The organism is Azospirillum sp. TSO5 (assembly GCF_003116065.1).
Lineage (GTDB): Bacteria > Pseudomonadota > Alphaproteobacteria > Azospirillales > Azospirillaceae > Azospirillum.
In genome coordinates this window covers 1-22,562 of the sequence record NZ_LGQY01000020.1, presented here as the reverse complement: position 1 = coordinate 22,562, position 22,562 = coordinate 1, and the positions used below count along the sequence as shown (strand labels likewise).

Genomic DNA, 22,562 nt, shown 5'->3' with positions numbered 1-22,562 from the left:
CTTGCCTCAATTATGGCGCCCTTGCCTCAATGCTTGCCGTAGTCTTAACGCTGGCAACGTCGCCATTCCGCCGCATGCCCTGCCCGCTCCGCCGACTCATCAGCGCGTCTCTGAGTGGCCTCTGCCCTTCCCGGCTACATGGGTAGCGGCCACACCCTCAGACCGCATCCATCGGCGCGATATGAGAGGCGGAACGAGTGTTCAGGCCGCCACCTCTGCCTGTTCCTCGAAGAACCGGACGAAGGGCACGAACTTACCGAACCGGGCGGACAGCTTGTCAGTCTCGATGACCGTCCGCTTTGCCGCCCCGTGGATGCTGGAGACGTTCAAGACCGGCTTGCCGTCACGGAGCACGGTCATCGGCTGGTCAGCGTGTCCGGCTTCCTCCAGCTTGCGGCACAGAGCCAGGACGGGCGTGCGGTGGGTGACGGTGATGCCCAGGGCTTCGGCGGTGTCGTCGCCGGTTAGAGTGGCGGTGATCATGGTTCCCTCGTCGTTGTGAATTTCGTCGATGTTTGCAGGCGGGCTTCTGGCGGCATCGGCACAGAAACCCGCACCCCCACTTTCACGCTGCGCGCTTCTGCGGGTTGGTTATGACGCGCTGGTGAGGCTCCAGCTTGCCGTCCCTGATGAGTTCGGCTCTGAGCTTGCGGCAGCAGGAAGCGCAGCCGGGTGTGTGCTCAAGAGCGATGGCGCTCCAGGCGGCGTCCATGTGATCGCCACATGCTTCCCCGCCGTCGAATGCCCAGCGGGCGCGCGGCTCGCCATCGGCCGGCAGAGCGCGGGCCTGCGCCTCCCCGCCGATCACGAAGCAATGCGGGGTGCCGCGGTAGACGTGCATCTGGCGGGTGGAGTTCTTGGTCGCGGTCATTGGGCGGCCTCCCGAGCGAAGAGCGGGCGAGCCATGGCGATGACCGGCATAGCGGCGGCGGTCATCCAGAGCTTGCCGACAACCTGACCGGCGATGAACGACAGGTCGCCGAACGCCAGCCAGAGGAACACGCCGCTGTCCACGACGGCGCCAGCCACGCCGGACAGGGCCACGGCCAGCATCAGCCGGCGGCGCTGAAGGGGCGCGTAGACCGCGAAGTCGGCCAACTCGCTCAGCAGGAAAGCGGTGGCGCTCGCAACCACCAGCGGGCCGGGCGCCAGCAAGCCGGACAGCAGGGCGCCGAACAGGATGGCCGCCACCGCCCAACCCTTGCCGAGTTGGTGCTGCACGAGGTCACGCAGGACCAGCGCCAAGCCGACCATCAGGACGCCCGAAGGCGCCATCAAGCCGGGGGCGACGGGGATCAGGCACGGCCCCTGCGGCACGCAGACAGTGCCGGCGTTGCCGATCAGCCAATTGGCGGCGGGGATAGTGGCGGTGTAGGCGGCAAGCGCCACAATTCCGGTCAGGCTACGCATGTGGTCTTAACTCCCGAATGGAAGCCGACAGTCTTCACCTCTGCGCCAATGGCGCGGGCCAACTCGACGGTGAATTGTTCTTGGTACTGCTCGACAGGCTCAAGCCTTTCCAGAGCGGCGATGATGTCTTCGACCGGGATCACGCGGCGCGTCGTAACTGTCACCTCGTACAAATCCGGCTTATGGTCTTTGGGGCAGCTGCACTTGGCTACGAGTTCGTGCGTGATAAACATGTTAATCCTCCACGATTATAGGTTCACCAAACTCAGGTCCACGACCGTCCGAATGATAATCAGAAATTACAGAAAAACTGATACTTGCTTTCTTTGCTATCGCGACAGCTTCATATGGGCTATCCGCCGAAATGTAGAGGGTTATTACTCCGGTGAATGGAACATTTACCGTGTACGTTTTCATGCTGCGGCTCCAAAGTTTAAGACTGGCTCACGACGCATTTGGTCAAGCCACGCCATAAGGCGCGGAATGTTCTTGTCTGGGCCGAAGGCAAGGAAGGTTCCGTCTGCGCTGTCGCAGCCCCACATCCCAGCTGTCCGAAGGCGGACAAGGCTGTTGACGCGGCCCATGTGGACCCACTTCCCACGGCGCTTGGCTTCGGCCGTCAGGTCTTTGGCGGCGTGGGACAGTTTCCATGCGGTCGTGCCGCCGAGGAAAAGGACATCGAAGGCTTCCCACTCGATTTGCGTATGCTCAATGCCGTCTTGGGCGACAAGCGCGGCCTGATATCCAAGTTCGCGGATTTGCTGGAAGACCGGAGCGCTGCGCTGCCACGTAGCCACTGCATCACCAACCACGTCAGGCGCAGTCGCGAACAGGCATTGGTCGGCAGTGTCAGCATCGCGGGCGAGCCACGCGAGATATTCGTCCAGCACGAACTTCTCCGGCTTGGCGAAACACCCATTGTCGCAGCCGCGCTTGGTCTTCCGGAAATCCGGCTTGTTGCCCATACCCGGCTGCATCATGACGCCCAGGTCAGGCCGGAGCCCGACGAGTTCGGGGCGAATTGCTCCGCTCAGGTAAATCACGGCGCCCGGTCTCCATAGGTTGTCATGGTTGGGTCTTCTCCCAGGAGGAAAGGGCGGTCACTTGGACGCGCGCTTGGAGCCACGTTTTTGCATGCGCTCCTCGAATTGCTCGAATTGGGACGGGTCTTCACCCGGGTTGAAGCGGCGGGACCGGCGGTCGTATTCCATCCAGACCGTCCCGGGGCGCCCAATCTCTTCGTGGTATCGGGACTTCACGATCTTGCACATGGCCGCCGTGTGCGCCGGGTCTCGCTTGTGGATCACGATGCCGACGTCAGGCTTGTTGGCCCAATGCGCGCTGTCGCTGATGTCGTAGAGCCCCGGGCACGGCGTCTCACCTCCCGGGTTGCTCAGCTTCGTGGGGTGGGCCACGACGATGACGTGGATGTCCAGGGACCGCGCCAGCCGCTTAAACTCCTTGATCGCCTTGCCGGTGTATTCGGTCAGGCTCATGTCGGACGGGCGGTCGTGGTCGAGTTCGTTCCACGGGTCGATGACGACGACGGACGCGCCATTCCGGATGACGGCGGCGGCGCACTTGTCCAGCGTCCATTGCAGGTTCGCCAGATCGTCATCGCTCGGCACGATGAACACGAAATGCCGGTCAATCCAAGCGTCGGCGCTCTTGATCTCCTCTGGCAGGCATTCCCGCTCGGGCCGGGCGCAGTACCATTCCCGCAGCGCCCGGCGATGGTCTGCCTGCGGATGCTGCTCGAATGACGCCATGGCGATGACCCACCCCTGTTTCTCCGCCAGCCGGCAGCACAGGTCGTTGACGAACGTGGACTTGCCGAAGTTCGGAACGCCCGTGATGACGCAGAAGTCACCGCGGCGGACGCGGTAATGTCCCTCCAGAAACGGGAAGCCGGTCGAGACGGGTTCGGCCTTGTGGTAGGGCGGCAGCTCCGACATGCGGTAAATGCCATCGACCTTGCACCACTGCGCCCCGTCGATGACCGCGCGCACACCCTTGTCGCCGTAGTGGATCAGAACGTCGTTCAGGTCTTTCAGCCGGTCATCGGTGCCGCGCTTCTTCGGGTAGCGGACCCACTTGCACCGGGCCTTGCCGAGACGCAGCGCCAGATCGTTCATCAGGGCCGTACCCGGGCCGTCGCCGTCCGTGGCGAGCACGATCTCGCGCACGTCCTTCAACGCGGCCTTGGCGTGGTCCAGATAGGCGTACTTCGTCGTCTCAGCGTCGCCGATCTCTTCCTTGGGCGCACCGTCCGGAACCGACACCACCCGGGGAAAGCCGGCCTGGATCGCCGCTATGGCGTCAAACTCGCCTTCCGTGATGATGAGCGGCTGGTCGGCAAGCGTCGGGTCGCAGATGACGTTGAAGTTGAAGAACGCCTTAACCGCGTCCTTGTCCTGCCGGAACCGCTTGTCCAGGGTCCGGTACTTGTTGTTCACCGTCTCAGCGCCAACGATGTACGGGAACTGAATGCCTTCACCACCACCTTGATCGGTGAAGCTGCTCAGACCAAGCCTTGCCGCCAGTTCCGGATCGATGTGGCGGCTTTCGAGGAGTTCTATCGCCTTTGTCGTCAACATCTCTGTGACCCTTGTCGCCGCAGTGGTGGCAGTGCCACGTTATTCCAGTTGCTTCGATCTTGACCGAGAGGCACGGGTCCGACTTGTTCCGCCGGTTCGCGCTGCACTTCGGACAAACGGTTTTGTGGTTCCCGGGACTGGTATTGCGGAGCTTGATACCTTCTGCCCGGAGAAGGTCTTCGTTCATATCGCCGCGCCAGTGGTCAGCATGCCGTGTTGGTCGCGCCCGTAGCGGTTGGAGCGCCTATCCGGCCTGCCATGGTTGATGGCGCCTTGGATGTAATCGACTGGCAGCGTCGCCCGGGCCGCGTCCGTGATGATCGCCATGGCCTCACGGTCGCCTTTCGCCTTCCGAAGCTGCCCGATCATCTGCCGCGCCGCCTTCTCGGGAACGTCAGCCTGTCCCAGGATTTCGACGCCGCGGTCAAAGAGCGCCTTGACTGGATCGATGGAGATGACCTTCGGCGGGTCTCGTTGGTCGATGGCGCCAGCGAACAGATCACCGTCCGGCGCATCAGCGCCCGGTATGGAGGTTCCGTTAGGAACCGTAATACCGGAAGTCTTCCCTTCCCTTCCCTTCCCTTCGTCGCCTGTAACAGTCTCTGTCACAGCGTCTGTCACAGACTCAGTGACAGAACCGTCACCATCATCGTCACCGTCGTGCGACTGTTCAGATTTGCGTTTGGCTTCAAGGGTTTCGCGCGCTTTCTTGGTCCGCGCCCGGCTGCTGCGCATCTTGCCAACAGCCTCGTCGGCAAGCTCCACCACGACGTGGTGATAGAGGCGCCCATCCTCTCCCTGCTCCCATCCGCGCAGCACTGCGCCCTTGATCTCGTCCCACCGTTCAGGCGAGCACATGGCGGCATCGGCCAGCACGTCGTCATCGGCCTCGATGCTGCCGGCCGGCACCTCGTGCCAGGAGTGCATCCAGAGGTTCATCATGTAGAACGCCAAGTCAGGACGCCGCTTGCACTGGAGCCACGCCTTGGAGCGGCGGAGACGGTCGATCACCAGCGGCATGTACGGGATGTGGCGCAGGTCGATTTGTTCGGTCATGTCACGCCCCTTTCAGGCAAAGACGCGCGTAGAGGAAGATTTCTTCGTCGGCGTGGATGACGCCGCTCTGCCGCAGTTTGGCGATGGTGAGTTTCTGCACGGAGGGACGGGCGCCACGGAGAATGGCGGCAACCGTCCGAGTGCGTGGAGACCAATCGATAGCGGAAGGCATCACGGCGCCTCCGACAGAATGCGGTCGCGGATCGCGGCCAGCCGGTCAATGACGCCCTGAACCTCTGCCGCAGTCGGGTGAGGCGACATGCCGTCAAGATCCATGCTCACCCCGTTAATCAACTGCTGAACCGTGCGCGGGCCGACGAACCGGCGGGCGGTGGCGGGGCGCTTGGGAACGGTCCTCATCGTGGCACCTCGGAAAAGCATGCAGCCAGACGCCGCGCTCATTGAATATCGTCTTCAGTCAGCGTATTATATTCACAGTGAATACGCTAATCAACAGGAGTTTCTTGACGATGATGCTCGCGCCGCATACGCTGCCGGTCATGACCGACGCCAAGCCGTTCCGAACCACCCTCATCATGTCGCCCGAGCTTCTGGAGCGGGTGAACCGCTTCCGTTTCGACAAGAGGTTCGAGAACCGGAACGACGCCATCCTGGCGCTGCTGGACTTCGCGCTGGACAACTGGCGAGACGAGCCAGCCACACAGAAGCAGTGACCGACCGAACCGCTCCCCCGCCCCTCCGAGCGGGGGTAGCTGTATTTGGGGCTGTCGCTGTGTGTGGACATCACGCGGCCTCCCGGAGAGGATGGGCTGCGGCGGCCGGGTCCACGAAGAAGCCGTAGGACTGGAAAGCCTCCAGAAACCGCCGGGCGCGCTTCTGGCAGGACTTCGCGGCTCCGTTCAGCTTGTCCTGATCCTGCGCCAGATGGTCAGCGATCCGGGACCACGCCTTGTTGAACGAGCCGTCGTCATGGAAATACAGGCCGCCGCGTTCCGGGCCGCGCTCCAGAAGCTCCTTGAGCCAAAAGTACATGGTGTAGGCGAACAGGTCCGGGTCGATGTCGTCGTCGATGCACTTCATCTTCACCAAGACGCAGGCGTCGGCGGAGATGTTGACCAGCACTTCGGCGACGTTCAGCGGGAACCGGCCGACCAGAGGTTCACGGACGGACGCCTCAAAGACCGGCATCGTCTCCTGCGCCAGCGACAGCAGTTCTCCGAAACAGCGCGGATGCGCCAGAAGCCAGTGCATCATGCTCCGCATCATGTTGCCGGCGATGGTGCATTCGACGGCGCCAAGACGGTCAGGATCGACGTTCTTCCGAATGGATGTCTTCAACACCAGATCGAGGCGCTTTTCGCTGAACTGCTTCTTGCGCGGCGCGACGGGCTTCAGGCGATAGGACAGCATCTTTCCCATGGCTCAAGCCTCCGGATAGTGGCGGATGTCGGCGGTTGTCTCCAAAGAGCAAGACTTGGCGCGGGAGACGCGTTGATGAACGCGCTGGAATGAAACGCCGAATTGTCTGCTTATCTCTCTGAGTGATTTGCCCGCGTCGTGCAAAGCTGCCATTTGCAAATCAACTTCAGAGGCAATCACCTTTGCCCGCTCATTTGCTTTGGAAGCCTTCCGGCGCAGGCCATCCCTCTCTGCGCCTGCACGTCGAAGTCTGTGATATACTCCATGAATGCCGATGCCGATCTCTTCAGCCGCCTTGGACGCGCCTTTCTGGCGATAAATCTCTACGGTGCGGTCAAGTTCGTCCGAAGTCAGTGCGCGACGGGAATGACGGCCCAACGGCTTGCTCCAGTTCTCGGGCAGGAACGGGTTTTCTTTGCAGGCTGTCATTGCGCATCTCCCTGTACCGGCGGCCACACGACGGGCGCCTTGATGCCGTTGATCGGGTGAGCCGACCACCAAGCGCGGGTCAGCAGCGGGTACTGAGCGGCAGCGTCGTAGCCGCGGCGAAGATCGGCGGCATAGCCCGCACCATGGGGCTTGGCGTAGGTCACGATGGCTTCCAGCGGGGTCATGCCGCGCCCCCAACGGCGAAGGTGCCGAAGTATCCGGGCTGACCGGCCATCACGCCAGCAACGCCAGCCATGGCATCGGGGCTGACCTTCGCTGCGGCGATCACCGACAGGGCGCGCGGGTCTCCAGCGCGGGCGGCTTCAATCACCTTCTCCGCCATCTCTTCGAGCGACAGAGGCGCGGCGGCGATGGCGGTTTCCAGCGGCGTCGGATCGGCGGGGTTCGGCTCCACCAAGTCCATGGTCACGCCGACGTGCGGTGCGTACAGCAGCATGTCTTGGAAGAGTTCGATCTGCTTGTCCGCCTTGCTCTTGTCCTTCATGCGGATGGCGACCAGCTTGTCCACGGCGTCTTGGTTGATGCCTTCGCCCTTCATCTCGGCCTTCAGGTCTTTCAGGTCGTCCTGCAGGCCCTTGATCTCGGTCTTGATGCGCTCCAGGCGGTCGGCGTAGGCGCCAAGGCGGGCGTTGGTCGTGTTGCTCATGCTTTTGTCTCCAGGATGCGGATGCCGTACAGCGCCTTCATCAGTTTCGACTTGATGATGAAGTCGCGCGTCCTTGCGCCTTTGCAGTCCTCCACGACGGTTTCCCCGTCTCGGACATAGCGAAAGTCGGCAATCCATTTGCAGATGGGTTGGTTGTTGACGACGAGTTCATAGGGTACTTGGCGCTCCAGTCTGGTGATCAGGCCGGCGCGTTCTTCGAGTTTCAGGACGGGCCAGCGACGGGCTTCGGCGGCACTGTCAAACCAGATGCCGTCAACTTTCGTCCGCTTGGCGCCGTACTTGTTGGCCTTCTTCTCCGCCCGCAGTTCCTTCTGTGCGCGCTCAGCAAAGAGCACGTTGTCGATCTGGCGCAGGGCGTCAGGACCGAGGCAGGACAGAGGTATGGCGCGGGCGGAGCGGCTCATTGCAGCGCGCCCCGCTTGGCGAGGCGGCACAGGTCGCGCTTGTTGGAAAGACCGTACTGGACGCACAGGTCGATCAGCTTGGCACGAACGTCATCCTCAGTGACGCCAAGCTCTTGGGCGATCTCCCGGTTAAGCCGCATCGCAGCGAGACGGGGAGCAAGGGTGCGGGTATCCAGCGTCGCCATGTCAGGCTCCGTACAGGCTGGAGGCGGTGCAGATCGCCACAGGAAGGCCGATGATCCGCCCGTCGCGGTTGCTGGTCTCCGCCATGCGGGAATGCGTCGGAGGGGCGTAGGAGCCAGGGCGGAAGGCGGAGAGGAACCGCTGCGTCTGATCAGAGCCCTTCTTGGTCCTCGGGATGGCGCCATTGGCCTGCCGAATTTCCAGCAAGCGCCCCTTGATCGTGGATACCGCGAGACCGCTGCGTTCCGCCATCTGAGCGCGCGACAGCCCCTCTTCCATCCATGCGCGGATGTCGTCATTCGAGGTGCGGGATGGGATGCCAACCGGACTAGCGCTGTTAGATGCAAGGCCAATCCTGCGGCGGATGTGCCAGATGGTCGCCGTCGGCATGCCGCTCTCTATGGACATTTCGACGTCGGTCATCCCTTTGGCGTGAAGGTCACGGACGATGGCTTCTCGCTGCTTGGAGTTCATGTCACGCCTCCATGCACAGGCTGGATGCCGCGGACATGGCCGGAACGGCGGGAGACAGGCGGCCGAAGCTGTTGGCAATCTCGGCAGCCTTGGAGTTCTCCGGCAGAGCAAGGCGGCTGGAGCGGCGCGCGAACGCCTTCAGAAAGCGGTCGGCGCTCTCGACGCCGGGCTCCATGTCCGGGTCGATGCGCTGCGACTTGATGGCGATGCCAAGGGCGCGGCGCCGGCAGCTAACGGTAGACGGATTGACTTTGGCGACGGCGCAGATTTCACGGTCGGTCATGCCGGCGGCGCACCATGCGCGGAGTTGGTCGTCGGTGAACTTGATGTTGGCGGGGATGATCTTGCTCATGCCGACACCCCATTCTTCCAGGCCAGGGCCTTGCGGTTAGCCGGACGCTTGGCACCGATGTGGCCGCGCTTGCTGCGGGCGCTGTCTTCGGCGAAGCGGATGCCAGCGATCAGGCGGTCATAGTTCTCGACATCGACCGGACTAATCGTGCGGATGGTGGCGCGCCCGGCAGCGATGGCGTCATCAACGATGGACTTCAGCGCCAGAGCGTCTCGACGCATGGCGGCGTCACGCTCGGTGCGATCCGGGGCGGCGTAAATGAAGTTGTTAGAGGTCGTCATGGCGGTATCCGGAGCTTGTCTCGATAAGGAGCGCGTCGTCTCGGCGCTGGGATGGGGTGGCGGGGAGTTCACTTGCCGGCGCCTCCCCGCCGTCGCTGGCACCTGACGGGGGCGGACCAGCGATTGGTGTTTGGTTCATGGCGCCACCGCCTTCCGACGGCGGAACCGCAGTCGCATGCTGCTGAACTTGCTGCGCACCGCACCGGCCCGCCCTTCGACCTTGGCAATCATCTTGCGGACTTCGGCACGGAACTTCGGGCAGCGGAAAGCCACCATCAGGAAGTCAACGGCGCTCATCACGGTCTTGCCGTGAAGCCAGTTGTAGGAGGTCTTGGCGTCCCGCTCCGCGGCGGCAGACAGCGCCTTTGAGCCGCCAAGGAACGGCGCAAACGTCGCGTTCAGGGCAGCGTGCAGGCCGTGCGCGATAGCGTCTCTGAGCTTCGGCTTGGAAGGCCGCAAAGCCTTCCCGGCGGTCGGGAAGATGTTCCCGGTGGGCATGATGTTCATTGCTGCCCTCCCGCGCGAAAATGTCCGTACACAGACTGAATGGAGACGGAACCATGGAAAACCCGAGCGACGCCAAGGGACTGAGCGGGCTCAACATCACGCCGCCGAAGGGTGATGACGCCGCCCGCCTGCTGTCCGCAGTGCTGAACACGCTGGCCGTGCTGGGCAGCATCACCAATCGCAAGCCGGAAGCCGAAGGACTGGCAATCGCTGTGGTCGATACCTTCGGAAAGCGCTGAGCCATGGCCGTAGCAGCGTTCCGCCGTTGCCCGCCGAACGGCCTTGCCCGTGCCGCTGATTACCGAAAAGACGCGGCGAAGCATGCCGAAGGCAGCTACTGGCACTGTCGCTTTATGGCTACCGCTCTGTGCATAGAGCTTCGTCACCAAAGAGACACGGGAGAGCCGACCTTGCCGTTCACGAAGCCGGTAGATTTGCTGAACTACGCAATGATGCTCCGACTTGCCGCAGCCGATGAGGAGCTTCGTGGCGCCGCCGATGAGATGGTCACATGGGCGCGCCAGCTTGAGGAATTGGCTATGGGAGGGCATGTCAGCGCCCTCCCGCAATGAGACGGGGGATCAGGTGAGCCTCAACGACGCCAACGGCCAGTGCGATTGCCATGCAGACGGCGCCAAGGATGAGGACTGCAGTGCCCATGCGCATGGCTTAGCCCTCCACCGGCTCGATGTGGGGGAGCCACATGACCATGCGGCGCTTGCCGGTGTATCCACACTCCGGGCAGCCATCCCCGACGTAGCATCCGTGTTTCGGGTCGTGCGCATATGCGCCAATCGGATAGCCGTCCTCGCTCTCAAAACAGCCGGTGCATGTCTCCGTCCAACTGCCAAGCGAGAACAGCAGATGGCCGGTGCAGTCGTCGGGCTTCCCGTCATCCGTGGTGGCGTACTTCCGGCGTCGGTCCAGCCTCTTTCCGGCGACGCTTTCAGCCTCTTCGATGGTGATCTGGCGCATCGTTCACGCCCCCTTCATCGAGAGGACCAGAGCCAGCACGGCGACGTAGACACCGACAGCCGTAGCGCAGACCGCGAAAAGGTGGAAGCGGTCACCACGGGTGAGGTAGGAGCGCCAGCCGTCTGCGTCAGTGACGGCGCAGTCCGGATAGGGGTAGGATTTGACCAGCGTGGTATGTTGGGTCATAGTACGCCTCATTCAGTGATTAACTGCGGGCTGCCAACTGATGGGGATCGGGGGCAGCCCGTGGTGTTTGTGGGATCAGGCGGACCGGAAACGCTTCTCAGCGAGAAGGAAGCCGAACAGCGGCCACAGCTTGTCGATGGCCTGCTTCTCGGCGTAGTGCTGGCCGATCTCGCGGTTGAAGTTGGCCGGATCGACGCATGCGCTTTCGCCGCGCACAGAATAGCCGTTGTCCAAGGTGATGTTGCAGATGGTGACCGTGCTGTCCGGCAGGACGGTGAAGTCCTTCGAGACAATTCGGCTCTGCATGTACTCCAGCGTCACACGCTCACCGGGCGTCGCTTCAAGAGCGGCATTGATGGCGGCTTCGGACATGATGGCAGTCTTCGTGGGGTGGTCGTTCACTCAGTCTCTCCTTGGTTGGGAAGGTTAGGCGGACTTGCCGCCGTCGATGGCGAACAGCCCGCCGATGGGCTTGCTGTCAGCCGCCAGCTTGCGGATCAGGTGATCGCCGCCGGACAGGCGCCATTCGTTCACCGCATGAACGGTGAAGAGCTTGGTGTTGCGAGCGTCACGGCGGACGACGTGTCCACGCTCCGCGCTGTGGCGGGACAGGCTGTCGCTGATGGCCTTGACGATGGGACGGCGGCCGGACTTGGGGACCTTGGCGTCAACGGCGACCTGAAGGGCCGGGACGGCATCGACAGCAGCGAAGCGACCGTCAGCGCACTTCACCAGCCCCTTCACGATGTCCGTCAGTTCGGCAATCTCACGGTCGCGCTCTTCGAGGGCGGACGCCATCAGCGTAACCACCTTCTCAATGGCAGTGACCTTGTGGACCGTCGTGCGGGCGATGCCGTCGATGCGGCGGGTGAGTTCGTCAGCGACCGTGGGTTTGCCCTCCATGCGCTCACGGACAACGCTATTCGCCCACATGTGGAACTCAGGCGAGATGTATTTCGCGTAGGCAAGGCCGATCTGCCAATGCGCAGAGGTACCGCCGTTACGACCCTTGGCAATGCGCAAAAGGTGGGAATTTTCCACCTTTTCGCCGTCGTGGGTAATCCCCAGGTTCAGCGTGTCGGCAAGGAAACTGACGAAGCGCTTTGCATCGGCAGAGTCCAGCCAATCGCCGGGGCGGCGGTCAGTCGGGCAGCCGGCGGCGCGCCACATGTCCGTCAGGCTCAGCATCTCGCCGCGAACATGGATGACTTCGCCAGTGGGATGGATCAGGTCGGTCATGCGGTGGCTCCATGGTGGGAGTGGGTGGCATTGACGTCATCTCCCCAATCAACATCAGGGCAAAGCTCATGACGTGTGATCTGCCCGCCGGTCGCGCGCTCAATGCGCGGCGCGAATTTCGGGCTGGCCCGGCCGTTCCGCATCATGCGGCTGACATTCTGTTGGGTCGTGCCAACGGCGGAAGCCATGGCGCACTGACTGCCAACGATGGCAATGGCTCGGGCGATGGGATTGGCGGTGTGTTCCATGCCCAGAACGTTACAACTTTCGTTGTTACGCCGTCAACACCAAAAAGTGTCGGGCCACTTCACAACGGGCGTTGTATCATGCTGGCTATGGATACCCTTGCAGATCGCGTTCGCGCAGCTCGGTTGGAAGCCGGCCTAAGTCAGGCCGAGCTTGCTGACCGCATTGGGAAAAAGCAGCAGACGATTGGGAAGATCGAGAGCGGGCTTACCCTCAATCCCAAATTCATCGTCGAGATTGCCGACGCGCTGAATGTAAGCCCGAACTGGCTAAAGGGTCTGTCCCCAGACAAGAAGCCCGTAGCCAGCCGGGAGCGCATTGAGGAAGAGCTTAAGGGCGTTCCCGACGAGAACCTGCAGATGATCCTTGATGCCGTCCGCCGGGCGAAGAAAGCGCCGGGGCAAGAAGCCTAACGACACCCCACAGGCTCGCCCTCATGTCATCGGGGGCGCCGTCAATCTCAGCGGCAATCTCATCCAACATATAACCACGCTCAGACTGGCCCAAAGCGCACCTCACCATTTGTCGGAACCGATTAGAACAAAACGTGAATGCAATCTCAAGCGCGCCATCCGGAAGTTTCTCAAAACCCGTCGCGCGGCGCGTGCGACCCCTCCAGCTTGTCCAATAATCGCTCCAGGTCGATGACGGAGGCGCGGCATGGGTGGCGCAGCAGATCGGCATCACGGGCTGATATGACGGCGCGGGCGCTGTGGTAAACCGGGCGTGAATGCCGCGATGGGGAAAACAGCATACTGGTCATAAGCTCCACCAAATGACATATCTCCGTATGCAGCGCGCGACTGTGGCGGGGTGCATGACGGTCGAATGTCCTAGCGGCCAGCAAGGACTAGTAGCTAAGGGGGCGCCCGCTGTAGGAGGCGGTAGCCCCGCCGTCACGCCGTCTGGCGCAACGGCGGCAACACTACCGCTTTTTGCCTACGAATGCACGGACTGCCGCATTTTAAGGCAGTAACATTGCACGCATAAGTGGGTATGCAGCCAAGCGAAACGCTATGGTTTATGCGGGTTTCATCGGATATAGTTACGTCACAAAACTTGTCGCATTTGTGACAAGTTGGGTGCGGCGGGATGACGCAGCGTCTCGTTATCACCAGTTCCGCGCATCGCACATGGGGTGCAGTTCGTAGAATGTCTGCGGATACCTGCCGCCGCCGAACACTGCCCCAGCTGCGAAGTAGCCGTTCTTCCGCTCACCGATGAACGCCCTGAACGGCTCAAAGCCGACATATCCACCGTAGGAGTTCTTGGCGTTGGCATAGCCACAGACGGCGATGTCTCCGCTCTCATCTCTGAATGCCATAAATGGCGGCCGGAACCGGGCAGACTCAGGGTCTTTCAGGTCCTTCCTAACCGCTTCCTCCGCCGCGGCCTGGAGCGCAGCGGTGACCGGCACCTTCTTGGCGGCCCAACCGACAGGGGCTGAGGGCTTGACTGCAACGCTCGACGGCTCGCTAGTCCGCTTCTCCCATTTATCCTTCAGCGCTCGATACTCACTGAATGCAACCTCTTGCGCCAGCGGGGCGCAGCTTGCCGACCGTGTTTCGAATGCAAAGCCGTCTTTAGCCGCACAATACCTAGTCGCCTGATAAGCGGGTGGCGCGCCTGCGCAGCCGGATAAGGCAATCGCAAGCAGCCCAACCATCCAAGCGCATCTCATCTAGTTCTCCATCCAGAAGCGCGAGCCATGGCAGCTGAGCGCAACCTAGTATGCCACCCCCACTTTTTCGCGGCTTCACACTTTTTGTTGTTGACGATCCACAACGGAAGTTGTAGCTTCTGGTCATCGGAACACAGCGCACCGCGCCACACCGGGGACCGCAAATGACCGCCACCGAACGCGCCGCCATTGAGTGGATTTACCGCAACCGCGATGGCCTGCCAGCCGAGATCAAGGCCCACAACTACGGCGTCACGATCCGCCGGGCGCGCGGTGATAGCTGGGACGCCCTGGAGAACCAGTACCGCTGCCTTGCCACCGAAATGGAAGCGCCTGCCATCCAGGCTGAAATCGCCGCGATCTACGCCGCCCGCGCCGCCTGACCCTCTCCCCACACCCACACAAACACACAAGGATACCGACAGCCATGAGCCGTTACTGGAAGAAGCAGCTGAACGCCACCGTCCGCGCGATCCACAACGAGATCGTGAATGCGCAAGCCCGGTCCAGCCGCGACCACGACGCCCATCAGCGCCCCCGCAAGCACATGCCGCGCTACGCCCCGGTCTGACCCCATCGCCCGCCGGTGGGGCGTCATCCCCGGCCCTCCCTGGTGCACTAGGCCGCCGGCCTAACAACTCCGGCGGCCACCTTTTCCCCGAAGGAACAACACAATGCGTTTCAACCACATTTCCGGCCTTGGGATTGCCGCGATGGCTTCGCTGCTGATGCTGGAGCAGGAACGGCGCGGCGAAGAGGTCATCACCCTCAAGCGTGCCGAGCCGATTGAGCCGCGGCCGGAACGCATTTCCATCATCGCGCCGGAGCCCGCCCCGGAGCCGCGCCGCCATGCCGGCAAGCGCGAAGCTGCCCGCCGCCTGCGCCAACTCGCCAAGCGGTCAGCCTGACCCCCACCGCGGCCCTGCCAGTCAGGGCCGGCTTCCCCAAGCAGCTAACGCGGCTGCTTCGGCAAGCTGATTGGAGAGTGACAGATGACCAAGCCCCTCTACTACGCAGAAGGCCGCAACATTCACAAGCGGCCCATTGAAGAGAAAACCGATACCGGCACGTCCATCACGCTTGGGTTTCGCTGCGCCGTTGCTGACAGGATTGTTGGTGAGGAAGGCGCACAGACCATCGCGGAGTTGATGAACCGGGGAGAAGCCGCCCCTTCCCTGCTGGAGGCGCTGGAGAAGATCGCCGAAACCTGCAACGACAGCGCCGACGCCAAGGCCATTGCCGCGGCCAACATCGCGCTGCAGGCCATCGCCTCCGCACGCTGGGAGCGCTGAGCCATGGCGAACTTCAGCTTCTGGGACGCTGTAGGCGTCTTTGTATGCCTAGTCTTTGTCGGGTTCGGCATTCAGTCGGGCCGCCACCTCGCTGACTGGCTGTGGAAGTGACGCCATGAACTTCCGCCCCTCCCCCACCGATCACGACGCCGCCGGCTTTCTCGCTGTGCGCGTCACCGTCTCCGCTGTCTGCGCCGTCATCCTTTGGGGCGGCATCCTCATCCTTAGCCTGTGAGGCACGCCATGAACATGATTTCTCCGATCCGCCAGCCCGAGATGCCCGCCATCGAAGTGTTTGAGCGCATGGCCGCCGCTGCCAAGAGGATGGGCGACGCGATTGGCATCGACGGGTACTTCCGCCTTGCCTACGAGGTTCACAAGAACGGAGCGGTCGATGCCTCCATCCACCATTGGTACAAGCCCGACCAGTACGCCTTTCCAAAGTGCGTCACGGCTTGCGCTGACGGCAGCTACCAGAACGGCAGCCTCGCCAATGCCCTGGATGAGCTGGACCGCTACGTCGATGAGCACGCCACCATCCCCGCAATCGCTGCCGAATAGGAGCGCATGCCATGGACGATCTAGCAATCATCCGCGACGCCCTGAACGACGGGCTGCGGGCAGCGGAAGCCGGCTTGGAAGCATCCTACGGCCGGTTCCCATCAATCGACGCGCGGGATGCTGAATGGCACACGATCCGGCACCGCGTCGCCATCAACCGCAACGCCTTGGACGCCTTGGATCGGCTTCGCTCACGGCTGAACGGCATCAGCGCTGCATCCTGCCCCATCGTTCACCATGACGACTGCACCTGTCACCTGCTTGGCGAGACGTGCTCATCCTGCAACGAACGCTACCGTGAAGAGGAGGCCGCATAATGGCCTTCAACGCCCGCGCCGCCGATCCGGAGAACCGCGAACAGATCGCCGAACTCCACCGCCTCATCTCCCGAGCTCATGCCATAACCCGCGACCTGATCGGCGCCAAGGTGGACGGCTTGGAATGGGTGGACGCCTGCCTCATCGACGCCGGCAGTGATGTCGTCGGGATTTTCAACAACTCAGAGCCGATGAGCTTCCGATGAATGCGATGAACAACCTGCGCCACGAGACGCGCAACGCCTCCATCCTGCGTGACGAGCTGATGCGCCGCTTCCCGGCACTGGCGGAAGATGCACAGGCGCTCGCTGATACGCTGGAAGGCGAATGCGACCTGGACCGCGCCATTTCCGCCGTGCTGGCGCAGATCGAGGAATACGAGACTGCCGCCGCTGCCGTCGCTGAGCAAATCAAGGCGCGGCAGGCCCGCAAGAAGCGGCTGGAGGAAAGCGCCGACACCATGCGCGGCGCCATCCTCGCTGCGATGGAAGCCGCCGGCATGAAAAAGCTGAGCCTTCCGGAAGCGACTGTCTCGGTCGGCAACCGCCCTGCCTCCGTCATCGTCACCGACGAAGCCGCCGCCATCGAAGCCGGCTTCGCCAAGGTCAAGTCCGAGGTGGACAAGACCATGCTGAAGGACGCGCTGAATGACGGATACAGCTTCCCGTTCGCCGTGATGAGCAACGGCGGAACTTCCATCACGATCCGGAGGAGTTGAGCAATGTTCGGCCCGACGCCAACCAATGGCAGACACCCGAAGTGCCGTGGCTACATGATCGACACCCCAAACGGCAGGGATTACGACTGCGAATATGGCTCAGAACTGACCTGCGACGAATGCAAATATGGCCTCGGTCGCAAGGACCCGGAGGCAAAATGCAACCAGCCGAAGGACGCCTGACCATGACCGACACCGCCAACACCGCCCTGTGGGACACCCTCCGCGTCATCGACAGGAAGGCGACCAAGCCTTTCCAGAAGACCGGCGGGTTTCGTGGAACCCAGATCGACCCTTGCTGGCGCATCGAGCGGATGACGCAGGTGTTCGGCCCTGTCGGGCAGGGCTGGGGATGGGAGCAGGTCGGCATTCACTTCACCGACGGTCTGGTGTTCGTCTGCGTGCGCGTCTGGTACGTCCCCGCCGGGGAAGCGCCGGCATGGCCTGCGGTCAACGGCGCCCCAAGCAACGCCCGCTGGACCGGCCCGCAGTGGGGCGGGGATGTGCTGACGCTCAAGCGGGGGCAGAACACGTTTCCGAATGACGAAGCGCCCAAGATGGCGATGACCGACGCGCTTGGGAAAGCGCTTCTGTCCATCGGGCTTGCCGCCGATGTCTACATGGGGCTGTTCGACGACAGCAAATATCGCGACCTGAACGAACGGGAAGAGGATGAGAAGCGCAACAGCGGCCCCAAGCCCTTCGACACTGGCGCCTTCTCCGCCAAGGACGCCAAGTCGTGGGCTGCAGAGTTCCGCCGCCGGATCGGTCTGGCTCCGTCCGTCGATGCGCTGAACGCATTCGTCAAGAACTGCGGCCCCACGCTGAAGCAGATCGGCACGGACGATCCCGACACCTACGAGGCGCTTAAGGCTGGCGTGGAAAGCCGCCGGCAATCGCTGACGCCTTCGGTAGCGGCGGAGTAGGCCATGCTCCCCCGCACCACCGCCAAGCGCCAGTCCTCCGGCATCGACACAAGCGCGCTTCCCTTTCCGAAGGGAGGCCGCAAGCCGGGGAGGATCGACAAGTCCGCCCTTGCCTTTGGCGAGCCGGAGCGCATCAGGGACCGCGCCTATCTGGACAGTTCCAACGGGCGCGCTTGCGAGTGCTGCGGTCAGCTTTGGAACGGTGCCGTCGTCGCTGCCCACGTCAGCATCGAGCAAAGCGCCGGCATGGGGTTGAAGGCTTCCGACGATCTCACGCTGGACCTCTGCCACACCTGCCATTCGGATTTCGACAACGACCCGCGCGGGCACGCTGTCTGGATCGCTGAGAACATCGTCATGAAGTGGCTGCGACATCGCTACCGGGCTTGGTGCCGTGGTGGCGAGCGCGCCCGCAGGACGCTGAATGCCCGCGCCGCTATGCCGGAGAATGACCGATGAGCAACTTTGCCCTGCTGATTGAGGACCAAAACGGCTTTCTGTGGGAAGACCCAAGGGTATTCGACGCTTTTGCCGACGCTAAGGATGAAGCGAAACTCCGTGTCCGACGCGGGAATGTCCCGAAGGGATACGATGCGCGCATTTACCGCCTGAGCTTTGTCGAAGAGGTGACAAAGTGACTGATGCAGTAACTGCGGGAACATTTTCAGACTTCAAGCTGGTGAAAACTCGCAAGGTCGCTCAGTTTGTGATAGAGTTGCCCTTGGAGCGAGCGGACGAGGCCTTGGAGCTTCTTGGAGGCCTGCCACGGCCTGACCGGGAAGTTTGGGTGGCAATCGCCCGGCTGAAAAGCGCCCCGTTCACCAACCCCGCCCCGCCTGCCACCGAACCGGAGCCGCAGGCCGCCACCCCTGCCGAGCCTGACCGCCGCAAATGGACGGAACTGCCGTTCAGCCAGAGGGCGGCCATGCTGTGCCAGGACAAGCTGTTCATCGACTTTCTCCGCGAGCGCTTCCCAGCCTACGTCTCTCCGACATTCGACGCCGCGCCGGCCGATCTCGCAGACAGTGCCCTAAAGGCCCTGTGCCGTATCGGCAGCAAGCGCGAACTGAACACCGACCACGACGCAGCCGAACGCTTTGACCGCCTGTCCCGCGCCTATTGGGCATGGAAGCAGGAACCCGTCAGCCCGGCCGCCTGAACCCACCGCGCCGCCTATGGCTGGACGCTGATAGAGGACAATGAGCATGACCGACAAGACCATGAAGATTGGTGATGAAGTGTATTTGGCAGACGGCAGCCTCTGCCAGTATGCCGGCGCCCTCGACGGAGGGCAGCATGCCGTGCGCCATGTCTACGAAAGCGACGGCGAACCGTGGGTGTCCGACCGGATCACCGTCGTCGGAGCCGTCTTCAAAAAGGCTCCGGTCGAAGTGCTGGATGCGCGGGTCGCTGAGCGGCGCGGCGAACTCTCTGAGATTGATGAGCGCCTTTCCGCTGCTCGGCAGGAAGCTCTGACGCTTGAGCGCCAGAGGGTGGCGACGGCCAAGGCAATCGCCGCCTGCCGGCCCGCTGAAATCGTGGCGGCGTGGCTTGCTGGAAAGGTCACGCACTTCGTGATGCTGGACAGCGACGCCGGCCCTTCCCTCCGCCCGGCCAACGCTGCCTTCAAGAAGCAATTCGGCGGGGGCTTTGCCCCCGCCGATGAACTGAAGGTCACCCTCGACAGGTCTGCCGGCAGCACCCCATGGGTCTACCGCATCGGCGGAGAAGGCCACGCCGCCGTCCCATGCCTGTCGGAAGAAGAAGGGACGGCCGCACTCGCGACGGAATGGAAGCGCTTCTGGACGACAAAAAGGCAGCGCATGCCTTGGAACCCAGAACTCCCTGTGACGCGGTGTCGGGCAGCCGGGCTGCCGATCCCCAATTGGTACCTTGAGCAGTTGGAGAACGACAAGCGCGCCGCGGCGCAGAAGCGGCTGACGGACGCACAGAAGGTCCTTGATGAGGCAAAGGCCGAACTCGCGGCCATCGCTTCCGCCACCCCCTCCGCCTGAGGCCCGCCATGACCGAAACCACCACGACCACGATTTCCGACGACATGTGCCGAGCGGCCATCGAAGCGGGAAAGCCTGACCGCATCCAGGGCTTCACATATGAGATCAACGGACAGGTTACGCATGTCGTTCGTGATTTGACAAAGCCGGTCGGAGACAGCGCGCACAAGCTTTGGGTGGGGAGCAGCCATCCTGAGATGATGGAGCGCTGCGCCATCGAGCGGATGCGCTTGCAACTGGCGGCCGCTCTGGCCGCCCCGTCTCCGGCGCCTGCCGCCCCGTCCGCAGCGCAGCCCGTCGCATGGATGTGCGAAGACCTGATCCTCCCGGACGACAAGCCTCTCTTTACCCAGGTTCGGGAGCACGCGGAACGCCGGGCCGAGGCGATGCACGAGGGCAAGCCCGCATGGCGCGTCACGCCGCTCTATGCCGCCGCTCCCGGCGCACAGCCCGCGCAGGACGGCGCGCCGCCCCTGGAATTCGGCTACACGAACTGGCGCGGCGAATACGCCCGTCGCCGCGTCCAGCCGATCCGGACTTTCTTCGGCTCCACGGAATGGCACCCCGATCCGCAATGGCTGATGGAGGCGACCGACTTGGACAAGGGCGAAGTTCGGGCCTTTGCGGTCAAGGACATGGTGTTTGGTGCCCAGCCCGCGCAGGACACGACCGAGACGGCCGAGTGCCGGCGCATCCTCGAAGAGATGACCGCGCTGTTCGAGATGGATGACGAGGCGCAGCAGCCCGGCACCGACAGCTACACCGTGCTCAAGCAGGCGCAGGATTTCCTCCGCTCAGGGGAGGGCCGGTGATGGCTGAGCCAGCAAGCATCAAGGAGCGCATGGAAGCACTCGGGTGGAGCTTTCAAGTCGATTACGACTGTGACGGCGAGAAGCTGATCGCAGGCGCCATCAAGCTTCGCCCCATCGCCGGCCGCCCCGGCTTCTATGACGTGGCCGCCTACGACAACGAGACCGCATACCGCGAGGACCATGCCTCCTGCCGGGCTGCTTGGAAGGCCGAGTGGGAAGCTGACGGCAAGCCCCAGGAGCCCGCCCAATGACCGCCACCCCCACCGCCGCGACGCCGACGCCCGAAGAACTGGCGGCCCGAGTTGGATGGTCACACGAAAGCGGAATGCGCCTGTGCGGCGAGAAGGACATCGCCGCCGCGATCCGACAGCACTCCGAGGCCCAGCGGGCGGAGATCGAGCGGCTCCGCGTCATGGCCGACGAGCCAACCACCAAGCGCGTGTGGGACGGCATCCAGGCCATGGCCGGGCTCTTCGCCGATCCGGACCACATGCCGACCGTGCTGGAGTTCAAAGCCGCCTTCGACGCCGCGTTCGTGATGGACGGCAAGCCCTACGACGTGGAGCGCATCAAGGCCGAATGGCAGTCCGACTATGCGGCGATGGAGGCCCGCGCCACCACCGCAGAAGCCTCCCTGGCCGCAATGACGGCAGAGCGGGACGAGGCGATAGCCGACTGGCAGGGCGCCAATGCCGAATGCCACCGTCTGGCGGAAGATGCCGGCGCCACCGAATGCACACTGGAGCGCGTGCGTGGCGAGTTGGCCGCATCGCAGGAGCGGGAGAGGGCGCTGCGGGAGGCGCATACCAACGCCATGGGTCAGTTGAATTGCGCCATCTACCGAGCTCGCCACATCGCCAAATGGCATGCCGACCCGAATTGCGATGTGAAGGCGCGGGCGGAAGAGGTTGAGGCGCACGCGCGAGCTGCCAAGGAAGTCTTGGTCGCAGCCCTGCAGACGAAGGAGGACGTCAATGGCCGCTGACCTGATCGGCACCGCCCGCGCCATGCTGGACGCCCTGAACGACATCAACCGAGTAATCCTCTACACGCGCAACGACCAGTCCCACCGAGACGCCGTTCAGGCCGTCCGCAAGCGCATCAGCGCCGCGCAACCGGCCATGCGCGAGGCGGCGCTGATGCTGAAGGAGACCGATCATGACCGCTGACCTCATCACCCGCGCCCGATCCGCTGAGACGCGCGACGAAGAGTGCGCAGTGATCCGGGATGCCATTTACCAATTCATCACAGACGGGGATACCGCGCTCGCGCTGCTCGGCATCATCGTTGCCGTTCTGTCCGGACGCGCTCCACGCGCCGTCCTGCTTGGCGTCGTAGCTGCGCTGGTGCCGGAGGGTTGGGGTTTCGTCGGCGCCCGCGACCACGACACTCTCGCCGCCTATGGCAACGCCTTCCACCCGTCGATCAATGAGGGTCGAGACCCCGCCGATATGGTGTGCTCGGGCGATTGCCATCGCGGCTCAACCGCCGCTCTCGCGCTTCTCATCGCTGTTCTGGAGGCCGCCAATGGCTGATACCCGCCTCCACGAACTGAAGGCCGACCCAACGCCGTTCAGCGACATCGTGTCCGGACGCAAGCGCGCCGAAGTCCGCCGGGATGACCGCGGCTTTCAGGTCGGCGACAAGCTGTTCCTCTGCGAGTTTGACCGGCAGACGCAGACCTACAGCGGCCGGCAATGCTGCGCTCAGATCACGCACATCCAGCGCGACTATGGGCTGCCGGAAGGTCTAGTCGTCCTGTCGGTGGACGTGCTGTCAACGCTCAACGTGGTTCCTGAGGCCGCCGGCCAGACCGGCGGGGGGGGGGAGAA

General features: G+C 63.1%; 48 protein-coding genes. 24 read left to right on the top strand and 24 right to left on the bottom strand.

The window, feature by feature from the left end; genetic code table 11:
* Positions 1-201 precede the first annotated feature (201 nt).
* From TSO5_RS05835 to TSO5_RS05800, 8 genes are all read right to left on the bottom strand, one after another.
* Complete coding sequence (locus tag TSO5_RS05835; protein WP_109150703.1) at positions 202-483, bottom strand: hypothetical protein; 282 nt, start codon at positions 481-483, stop codon at positions 202-204.
* Between the two features lie 82 nt (positions 484-565).
* The gene (locus TSO5_RS05830) at positions 566-871 is read right to left on the bottom strand and encodes a hypothetical protein (protein ID WP_109150702.1); all 306 of its coding nucleotides are present in this window, start codon (positions 869-871) and stop codon (positions 566-568) included.
* Positions 868-1,410: a VUT family protein gene (locus tag TSO5_RS05825; protein ID WP_109150701.1), complete on the bottom strand. Its 543-nt coding sequence runs from the start codon at positions 1,408-1,410 to the stop codon at positions 868-870. The genes TSO5_RS05830 and TSO5_RS05825 overlap by 4 nt, the downstream gene beginning before the upstream one ends.
* Entirely contained in the window at positions 1,398-1,643 is a 246-nt protein-coding gene (locus TSO5_RS05820) for a hypothetical protein (protein ID WP_109150700.1), read from the bottom strand. The genes TSO5_RS05825 and TSO5_RS05820 overlap by 13 nt, the downstream gene beginning before the upstream one ends.
* Before the next feature lie 180 nt (positions 1,644-1,823).
* Entirely contained in the window at positions 1,824-2,453 is a 630-nt protein-coding gene (locus TSO5_RS05815; RefSeq protein WP_109150699.1) for a hypothetical protein, read from the bottom strand.
* A 57-nt stretch (positions 2,454-2,510) separates the two neighbouring features.
* On the bottom strand, positions 2,511-4,007 hold the full coding sequence (locus TSO5_RS05810; RefSeq protein ID WP_109150698.1) for a bifunctional DNA primase/helicase: 1,497 nt from the start codon (positions 4,005-4,007) through the stop codon (positions 2,511-2,513).
* A gap of 183 nt (positions 4,008-4,190) precedes the next feature.
* Complete coding sequence (locus TSO5_RS05805) at positions 4,191-5,063, bottom strand: DUF1376 domain-containing protein (RefSeq protein WP_109150697.1); 873 nt, start codon at positions 5,061-5,063, stop codon at positions 4,191-4,193.
* A gap of 171 nt (positions 5,064-5,234) precedes the next feature.
* Positions 5,235-5,423 carry a hypothetical protein gene (locus TSO5_RS05800; protein ID WP_146203692.1) on the bottom strand — a complete coding sequence of 63 codons (189 nt, stop codon included), beginning with the start codon at positions 5,421-5,423 and terminating at the stop codon, positions 5,235-5,237.
* 110 nt (positions 5,424-5,533) lie between these two features.
* Here TSO5_RS05800 and TSO5_RS05795 point away from each other — a divergent pair, with 110 nt between their 5' ends.
* A complete protein-coding gene (locus TSO5_RS05795; protein WP_109150695.1) occupies positions 5,534-5,737 on the top strand; it encodes a hypothetical protein in 204 nt (67 codons plus the stop codon).
* A 70-nt stretch (positions 5,738-5,807) separates the two neighbouring features.
* Here the strand turns inward: TSO5_RS05795 and TSO5_RS05790 are convergent, their stop codons facing one another.
* The 10 genes from TSO5_RS05790 to TSO5_RS05750 form a co-directional block, all read right to left on the bottom strand.
* On the bottom strand, positions 5,808-6,443 hold the full coding sequence (locus TSO5_RS05790; protein ID WP_109150694.1) for a hypothetical protein: 636 nt from the start codon (positions 6,441-6,443) through the stop codon (positions 5,808-5,810).
* Between the two features lie 3 nt (positions 6,444-6,446).
* Positions 6,447-6,872 carry a hypothetical protein gene (locus tag TSO5_RS32120; RefSeq protein WP_146203691.1) on the bottom strand — a complete coding sequence of 142 codons (426 nt, stop codon included), beginning with the start codon at positions 6,870-6,872 and terminating at the stop codon, positions 6,447-6,449.
* A complete protein-coding gene (locus tag TSO5_RS05785) occupies positions 6,869-7,057 on the bottom strand; it encodes a hypothetical protein (protein WP_109150693.1) in 189 nt (62 codons plus the stop codon). Before TSO5_RS05785 ends, TSO5_RS32120 begins: the two co-directional genes overlap by 4 nt.
* Positions 7,054-7,539 carry a GapR family DNA-binding domain-containing protein gene (locus tag TSO5_RS05780; protein ID WP_109150692.1) on the bottom strand — a complete coding sequence of 162 codons (486 nt, stop codon included), beginning with the start codon at positions 7,537-7,539 and terminating at the stop codon, positions 7,054-7,056. Before TSO5_RS05780 ends, TSO5_RS05785 begins: the two co-directional genes overlap by 4 nt.
* Positions 7,536-7,964 (bottom strand): DUF1064 domain-containing protein, encoded by a 429-nt coding sequence (locus TSO5_RS05775; RefSeq protein WP_109150691.1) that lies wholly within the window; start codon positions 7,962-7,964, stop codon positions 7,536-7,538. Before TSO5_RS05775 ends, TSO5_RS05780 begins: the two co-directional genes overlap by 4 nt.
* Complete coding sequence (locus tag TSO5_RS05770; protein ID WP_109150690.1) at positions 7,961-8,149, bottom strand: hypothetical protein; 189 nt, start codon at positions 8,147-8,149, stop codon at positions 7,961-7,963. The genes TSO5_RS05775 and TSO5_RS05770 overlap by 4 nt, the downstream gene beginning before the upstream one ends.
* Before the next feature lies 1 nt (position 8,150).
* Positions 8,151-8,621 (bottom strand): hypothetical protein, encoded by a 471-nt coding sequence (locus TSO5_RS05765; protein ID WP_109150689.1) that lies wholly within the window; start codon positions 8,619-8,621, stop codon positions 8,151-8,153.
* A 1-nt stretch (position 8,622) separates the two neighbouring features.
* Positions 8,623-8,973, bottom strand: a complete 351-nt coding sequence (locus tag TSO5_RS05760) for a hypothetical protein (protein ID WP_109150688.1) — start codon at positions 8,971-8,973, stop codon at positions 8,623-8,625.
* Positions 8,970-9,254 carry a hypothetical protein gene (locus tag TSO5_RS05755; protein ID WP_109150687.1) on the bottom strand — a complete coding sequence of 95 codons (285 nt, stop codon included), beginning with the start codon at positions 9,252-9,254 and terminating at the stop codon, positions 8,970-8,972. Before TSO5_RS05755 ends, TSO5_RS05760 begins: the two co-directional genes overlap by 4 nt.
* A 135-nt stretch (positions 9,255-9,389) precedes the next feature.
* Positions 9,390-9,761 carry a hypothetical protein gene (locus TSO5_RS05750; RefSeq protein WP_109150686.1) on the bottom strand — a complete coding sequence of 124 codons (372 nt, stop codon included), beginning with the start codon at positions 9,759-9,761 and terminating at the stop codon, positions 9,390-9,392.
* 53 nt (positions 9,762-9,814) lie between these two features.
* Between TSO5_RS05750 and TSO5_RS05745 the strand changes: the two genes are divergently transcribed.
* Positions 9,815-10,000, top strand: a complete 186-nt coding sequence (locus tag TSO5_RS05745) for a hypothetical protein (RefSeq protein ID WP_109150685.1) — start codon at positions 9,815-9,817, stop codon at positions 9,998-10,000.
* Between the two features lie 3 nt (positions 10,001-10,003).
* The gene (locus TSO5_RS05740) at positions 10,004-10,333 is read left to right on the top strand and encodes a hypothetical protein (protein ID WP_109150684.1); all 330 of its coding nucleotides are present in this window, start codon (positions 10,004-10,006) and stop codon (positions 10,331-10,333) included.
* Between the two features lie 97 nt (positions 10,334-10,430).
* Here TSO5_RS05740 and TSO5_RS05735 read toward each other — a convergent pair whose 3' ends face one another.
* The 4 genes from TSO5_RS05735 to TSO5_RS05720 form a co-directional block, all read right to left on the bottom strand.
* Positions 10,431-10,736, bottom strand: coding sequence for a hypothetical protein (locus TSO5_RS05735; protein ID WP_109150683.1), 306 nt, complete (start codon positions 10,734-10,736; stop codon positions 10,431-10,433).
* Positions 10,737-10,739: 3 nt separating this feature from the next.
* Complete coding sequence (locus TSO5_RS05730; protein ID WP_109150682.1) at positions 10,740-10,922, bottom strand: hypothetical protein; 183 nt, start codon at positions 10,920-10,922, stop codon at positions 10,740-10,742.
* A gap of 75 nt (positions 10,923-10,997) precedes the next feature.
* The gene (locus TSO5_RS05725) at positions 10,998-11,324 is read right to left on the bottom strand and encodes a Gp49 family protein (RefSeq protein WP_247870605.1); all 327 of its coding nucleotides are present in this window, start codon (positions 11,322-11,324) and stop codon (positions 10,998-11,000) included.
* Positions 11,325-11,348: 24 nt separating this feature from the next.
* The gene (locus TSO5_RS05720) at positions 11,349-12,161 is read right to left on the bottom strand and encodes a KilA-N domain-containing protein (protein WP_109150681.1); all 813 of its coding nucleotides are present in this window, start codon (positions 12,159-12,161) and stop codon (positions 11,349-11,351) included.
* A gap of 68 nt (positions 12,162-12,229) precedes the next feature.
* Here TSO5_RS05720 and TSO5_RS33230 point away from each other — a divergent pair, with 68 nt between their 5' ends.
* On the top strand, positions 12,230-12,820 hold the full coding sequence (locus TSO5_RS33230; protein ID WP_247870604.1) for a helix-turn-helix transcriptional regulator: 591 nt from the start codon (positions 12,230-12,232) through the stop codon (positions 12,818-12,820).
* Between the two features lie 170 nt (positions 12,821-12,990).
* Here the strand turns inward: TSO5_RS33230 and TSO5_RS32115 are convergent, their stop codons facing one another.
* Both TSO5_RS32115 and TSO5_RS05705 read right to left on the bottom strand, forming a co-directional pair.
* Positions 12,991-13,170 carry a hypothetical protein gene (locus TSO5_RS32115; RefSeq protein ID WP_146203690.1) on the bottom strand — a complete coding sequence of 60 codons (180 nt, stop codon included), beginning with the start codon at positions 13,168-13,170 and terminating at the stop codon, positions 12,991-12,993.
* Between the two features lie 348 nt (positions 13,171-13,518).
* Positions 13,519-14,073 carry a hypothetical protein gene (locus tag TSO5_RS05705; RefSeq protein ID WP_109150679.1) on the bottom strand — a complete coding sequence of 185 codons (555 nt, stop codon included), beginning with the start codon at positions 14,071-14,073 and terminating at the stop codon, positions 13,519-13,521.
* 179 nt (positions 14,074-14,252) lie between these two features.
* On the opposite strand from TSO5_RS05705, the gene TSO5_RS05700 reads away from it, so the two are divergent.
* The 20 genes from TSO5_RS05700 to TSO5_RS05610 all read left to right on the top strand — a co-directional run.
* Positions 14,253-14,471, top strand: coding sequence for a hypothetical protein (locus tag TSO5_RS05700; protein WP_109150678.1), 219 nt, complete (start codon positions 14,253-14,255; stop codon positions 14,469-14,471).
* A 44-nt stretch (positions 14,472-14,515) separates the two neighbouring features.
* Positions 14,516-14,659 carry a hypothetical protein gene (locus tag TSO5_RS32630; RefSeq protein WP_158282373.1) on the top strand — a complete coding sequence of 48 codons (144 nt, stop codon included), beginning with the start codon at positions 14,516-14,518 and terminating at the stop codon, positions 14,657-14,659.
* A 103-nt stretch (positions 14,660-14,762) separates the two neighbouring features.
* Positions 14,763-14,996 (top strand): hypothetical protein, encoded by a 234-nt coding sequence (locus TSO5_RS05695; RefSeq protein ID WP_109150677.1) that lies wholly within the window; start codon positions 14,763-14,765, stop codon positions 14,994-14,996.
* A gap of 84 nt (positions 14,997-15,080) precedes the next feature.
* Complete coding sequence (locus tag TSO5_RS05690; RefSeq protein ID WP_109150676.1) at positions 15,081-15,380, top strand: hypothetical protein; 300 nt, start codon at positions 15,081-15,083, stop codon at positions 15,378-15,380.
* Positions 15,381-15,623: 243 nt separating this feature from the next.
* Positions 15,624-15,941, top strand: coding sequence for a hypothetical protein (locus TSO5_RS05685; protein WP_109150675.1), 318 nt, complete (start codon positions 15,624-15,626; stop codon positions 15,939-15,941).
* An 11-nt stretch (positions 15,942-15,952) separates the two neighbouring features.
* On the top strand, positions 15,953-16,258 hold the full coding sequence (locus TSO5_RS05680) for a hypothetical protein (protein WP_109150674.1): 306 nt from the start codon (positions 15,953-15,955) through the stop codon (positions 16,256-16,258).
* On the top strand, positions 16,258-16,464 hold the full coding sequence (locus TSO5_RS05675; protein ID WP_109150673.1) for a hypothetical protein: 207 nt from the start codon (positions 16,258-16,260) through the stop codon (positions 16,462-16,464). Before TSO5_RS05680 ends, TSO5_RS05675 begins: the two co-directional genes overlap by 1 nt.
* Positions 16,461-16,976, top strand: a complete 516-nt coding sequence (locus TSO5_RS05670; RefSeq protein ID WP_109150672.1) for a siphovirus Gp157 family protein — start codon at positions 16,461-16,463, stop codon at positions 16,974-16,976. The genes TSO5_RS05675 and TSO5_RS05670 overlap by 4 nt, the downstream gene beginning before the upstream one ends.
* A 3-nt stretch (positions 16,977-16,979) precedes the next feature.
* Entirely contained in the window at positions 16,980-17,159 is a 180-nt protein-coding gene (locus TSO5_RS05665; protein ID WP_109150671.1) for a hypothetical protein, read from the top strand.
* A 2-nt stretch (positions 17,160-17,161) separates the two neighbouring features.
* A complete protein-coding gene (locus TSO5_RS05660; RefSeq protein WP_109150670.1) occupies positions 17,162-17,902 on the top strand; it encodes a hypothetical protein in 741 nt (246 codons plus the stop codon).
* A 3-nt stretch (positions 17,903-17,905) separates the two neighbouring features.
* Positions 17,906-18,361 carry a hypothetical protein gene (locus TSO5_RS05655; protein WP_109150669.1) on the top strand — a complete coding sequence of 152 codons (456 nt, stop codon included), beginning with the start codon at positions 17,906-17,908 and terminating at the stop codon, positions 18,359-18,361.
* On the top strand, positions 18,358-18,540 hold the full coding sequence (locus TSO5_RS05650; RefSeq protein WP_109150668.1) for a hypothetical protein: 183 nt from the start codon (positions 18,358-18,360) through the stop codon (positions 18,538-18,540). The genes TSO5_RS05655 and TSO5_RS05650 overlap by 4 nt, the downstream gene beginning before the upstream one ends.
* Positions 18,537-19,061, top strand: a complete 525-nt coding sequence (locus TSO5_RS05645) for a hypothetical protein (RefSeq protein ID WP_146203689.1) — start codon at positions 18,537-18,539, stop codon at positions 19,059-19,061. Before TSO5_RS05650 ends, TSO5_RS05645 begins: the two co-directional genes overlap by 4 nt.
* A 46-nt stretch (positions 19,062-19,107) precedes the next feature.
* Positions 19,108-19,917, top strand: a complete 810-nt coding sequence (locus tag TSO5_RS05640; protein WP_109150666.1) for a hypothetical protein — start codon at positions 19,108-19,110, stop codon at positions 19,915-19,917.
* A gap of 8 nt (positions 19,918-19,925) precedes the next feature.
* Positions 19,926-20,729: a hypothetical protein gene (locus TSO5_RS05635; protein WP_109150665.1), complete on the top strand. Its 804-nt coding sequence runs from the start codon at positions 19,926-19,928 to the stop codon at positions 20,727-20,729.
* Positions 20,729-20,980, top strand: coding sequence for a hypothetical protein (locus tag TSO5_RS05630; protein WP_109150664.1), 252 nt, complete (start codon positions 20,729-20,731; stop codon positions 20,978-20,980). The genes TSO5_RS05635 and TSO5_RS05630 overlap by 1 nt, the downstream gene beginning before the upstream one ends.
* Positions 20,977-21,714 carry a hypothetical protein gene (locus TSO5_RS05625; RefSeq protein WP_146203688.1) on the top strand — a complete coding sequence of 246 codons (738 nt, stop codon included), beginning with the start codon at positions 20,977-20,979 and terminating at the stop codon, positions 21,712-21,714. The genes TSO5_RS05630 and TSO5_RS05625 overlap by 4 nt, the downstream gene beginning before the upstream one ends.
* Positions 21,704-21,898: a hypothetical protein gene (locus tag TSO5_RS05620; protein WP_109150662.1), complete on the top strand. Its 195-nt coding sequence runs from the start codon at positions 21,704-21,706 to the stop codon at positions 21,896-21,898. Before TSO5_RS05625 ends, TSO5_RS05620 begins: the two co-directional genes overlap by 11 nt.
* The gene (locus TSO5_RS32625) at positions 21,888-22,265 is read left to right on the top strand and encodes a hypothetical protein (protein ID WP_109150661.1); all 378 of its coding nucleotides are present in this window, start codon (positions 21,888-21,890) and stop codon (positions 22,263-22,265) included. The genes TSO5_RS05620 and TSO5_RS32625 overlap by 11 nt, the downstream gene beginning before the upstream one ends.
* On the top strand, positions 22,258-22,562 hold a 305-nt coding region (locus TSO5_RS05610), incomplete at its 3' end, for a DUF3850 domain-containing protein (RefSeq protein WP_158282372.1). The genes TSO5_RS32625 and TSO5_RS05610, both read left to right, overlap by 8 nt.

Bases quoted from the DNA above. Each gene is read 5' to 3' on its own strand.
- TSO5_RS05650 (WP_109150668.1), top strand. From the start codon at position 18,358: ATGAGCAACTTTGCCCTGCTGATTGAGGACCAAAACGGCTTTCTGTGG.
- TSO5_RS05630 (WP_109150664.1), top strand. From the start codon at position 20,729: ATGGCTGAGCCAGCAAGCATCAAGGAGCGCATGGAAGCACTCGGGTGG.
- TSO5_RS05745 (WP_109150685.1), top strand. From the start codon at position 9,815: ATGGAAAACCCGAGCGACGCCAAGGGACTGAGCGGGCTCAACATCACG.
- TSO5_RS05690 (WP_109150676.1), top strand. From the start codon at position 15,081: ATGACCAAGCCCCTCTACTACGCAGAAGGCCGCAACATTCACAAGCGG.
- TSO5_RS05830 (WP_109150702.1), bottom strand. From the start codon at position 871: ATGACCGCGACCAAGAACTCCACCCGCCAGATGCACGTCTACCGCGGC.
- TSO5_RS05635 (WP_109150665.1), top strand. From the start codon at position 19,926: ATGACCGAAACCACCACGACCACGATTTCCGACGACATGTGCCGAGCG.
- TSO5_RS05795 (WP_109150695.1), top strand. From the start codon at position 5,534: ATGATGCTCGCGCCGCATACGCTGCCGGTCATGACCGACGCCAAGCCG.
- TSO5_RS05770 (WP_109150690.1), bottom strand. From the start codon at position 8,149: ATGGCGACGCTGGATACCCGCACCCTTGCTCCCCGTCTCGCTGCGATG.
- TSO5_RS05620 (WP_109150662.1), top strand. From the start codon at position 21,704: ATGGCCGCTGACCTGATCGGCACCGCCCGCGCCATGCTGGACGCCCTG.
- TSO5_RS05655 (WP_109150669.1), top strand. From the start codon at position 17,906: ATGCTCCCCCGCACCACCGCCAAGCGCCAGTCCTCCGGCATCGACACA.
- TSO5_RS33230 (WP_247870604.1), top strand. From the start codon at position 12,230: ATGACGTGTGATCTGCCCGCCGGTCGCGCGCTCAATGCGCGGCGCGAA.
- TSO5_RS05680 (WP_109150674.1), top strand. From the start codon at position 15,953: ATGGACGATCTAGCAATCATCCGCGACGCCCTGAACGACGGGCTGCGG.
- TSO5_RS05730 (WP_109150682.1), bottom strand. From the start codon at position 10,922: ATGACCCAACATACCACGCTGGTCAAATCCTACCCCTATCCGGACTGC.
- TSO5_RS05685 (WP_109150675.1), top strand. From the start codon at position 15,624: ATGAACATGATTTCTCCGATCCGCCAGCCCGAGATGCCCGCCATCGAA.
- TSO5_RS05785 (WP_109150693.1), bottom strand. From the start codon at position 7,057: ATGACCCCGCTGGAAGCCATCGTGACCTACGCCAAGCCCCATGGTGCG.
- TSO5_RS05820 (WP_109150700.1), bottom strand. From the start codon at position 1,643: ATGTTTATCACGCACGAACTCGTAGCCAAGTGCAGCTGCCCCAAAGAC.
- TSO5_RS05765 (WP_109150689.1), bottom strand. From the start codon at position 8,621: ATGAACTCCAAGCAGCGAGAAGCCATCGTCCGTGACCTTCACGCCAAA.
- TSO5_RS32120 (WP_146203691.1), bottom strand. From the start codon at position 6,872: ATGACAGCCTGCAAAGAAAACCCGTTCCTGCCCGAGAACTGGAGCAAG.
- TSO5_RS05660 (WP_109150670.1), top strand. From the start codon at position 17,162: ATGACCGACACCGCCAACACCGCCCTGTGGGACACCCTCCGCGTCATC.
- TSO5_RS05640 (WP_109150666.1), top strand. From the start codon at position 19,108: ATGACCGACAAGACCATGAAGATTGGTGATGAAGTGTATTTGGCAGAC.
- TSO5_RS05700 (WP_109150678.1), top strand. From the start codon at position 14,253: ATGACCGCCACCGAACGCGCCGCCATTGAGTGGATTTACCGCAACCGC.
- TSO5_RS05825 (WP_109150701.1), bottom strand. From the start codon at position 1,410: ATGCGTAGCCTGACCGGAATTGTGGCGCTTGCCGCCTACACCGCCACT.
- TSO5_RS05790 (WP_109150694.1), bottom strand. From the start codon at position 6,443: ATGGGAAAGATGCTGTCCTATCGCCTGAAGCCCGTCGCGCCGCGCAAG.
- TSO5_RS05755 (WP_109150687.1), bottom strand. From the start codon at position 9,254: ATGACGACCTCTAACAACTTCATTTACGCCGCCCCGGATCGCACCGAG.
- TSO5_RS05800 (WP_146203692.1), bottom strand. From the start codon at position 5,423: ATGAGGACCGTTCCCAAGCGCCCCGCCACCGCCCGCCGGTTCGTCGGC.
- TSO5_RS32630 (WP_158282373.1), top strand. From the start codon at position 14,516: ATGAGCCGTTACTGGAAGAAGCAGCTGAACGCCACCGTCCGCGCGATC.
- TSO5_RS05780 (WP_109150692.1), bottom strand. From the start codon at position 7,539: ATGAGCAACACGACCAACGCCCGCCTTGGCGCCTACGCCGACCGCCTG.
- TSO5_RS05750 (WP_109150686.1), bottom strand. From the start codon at position 9,761: ATGAACATCATGCCCACCGGGAACATCTTCCCGACCGCCGGGAAGGCT.
- TSO5_RS05670 (WP_109150672.1), top strand. From the start codon at position 16,461: ATGAATGCGATGAACAACCTGCGCCACGAGACGCGCAACGCCTCCATC.
- TSO5_RS32625 (WP_109150661.1), top strand. From the start codon at position 21,888: ATGACCGCTGACCTCATCACCCGCGCCCGATCCGCTGAGACGCGCGAC.
- TSO5_RS05625 (WP_146203688.1), top strand. From the start codon at position 20,977: ATGACCGCCACCCCCACCGCCGCGACGCCGACGCCCGAAGAACTGGCG.
- TSO5_RS05705 (WP_109150679.1), bottom strand. From the start codon at position 14,073: ATGGTTGGGCTGCTTGCGATTGCCTTATCCGGCTGCGCAGGCGCGCCA.
- TSO5_RS05720 (WP_109150681.1), bottom strand. From the start codon at position 12,161: ATGACCGACCTGATCCATCCCACTGGCGAAGTCATCCATGTTCGCGGC.
- TSO5_RS05675 (WP_109150673.1), top strand. From the start codon at position 16,258: ATGGCCTTCAACGCCCGCGCCGCCGATCCGGAGAACCGCGAACAGATC.
- TSO5_RS05740 (WP_109150684.1), top strand. From the start codon at position 10,004: ATGGCCGTAGCAGCGTTCCGCCGTTGCCCGCCGAACGGCCTTGCCCGT.
- TSO5_RS05835 (WP_109150703.1), bottom strand. From the start codon at position 483: ATGATCACCGCCACTCTAACCGGCGACGACACCGCCGAAGCCCTGGGC.
- TSO5_RS05735 (WP_109150683.1), bottom strand. From the start codon at position 10,736: ATGCGCCAGATCACCATCGAAGAGGCTGAAAGCGTCGCCGGAAAGAGG.
- TSO5_RS05760 (WP_109150688.1), bottom strand. From the start codon at position 8,973: ATGAGCAAGATCATCCCCGCCAACATCAAGTTCACCGACGACCAACTC.
- TSO5_RS05805 (WP_109150697.1), bottom strand. From the start codon at position 5,063: ATGACCGAACAAATCGACCTGCGCCACATCCCGTACATGCCGCTGGTG.
- TSO5_RS05810 (WP_109150698.1), bottom strand. From the start codon at position 4,007: ATGTTGACGACAAAGGCGATAGAACTCCTCGAAAGCCGCCACATCGAT.
- TSO5_RS05695 (WP_109150677.1), top strand. From the start codon at position 14,763: ATGCGTTTCAACCACATTTCCGGCCTTGGGATTGCCGCGATGGCTTCG.
- TSO5_RS05665 (WP_109150671.1), top strand. From the start codon at position 16,980: ATGTTCGGCCCGACGCCAACCAATGGCAGACACCCGAAGTGCCGTGGC.
- TSO5_RS32115 (WP_146203690.1), bottom strand. From the start codon at position 13,170: ATGACCAGTATGCTGTTTTCCCCATCGCGGCATTCACGCCCGGTTTAC.
- TSO5_RS05775 (WP_109150691.1), bottom strand. From the start codon at position 7,964: ATGAGCCGCTCCGCCCGCGCCATACCTCTGTCCTGCCTCGGTCCTGAC.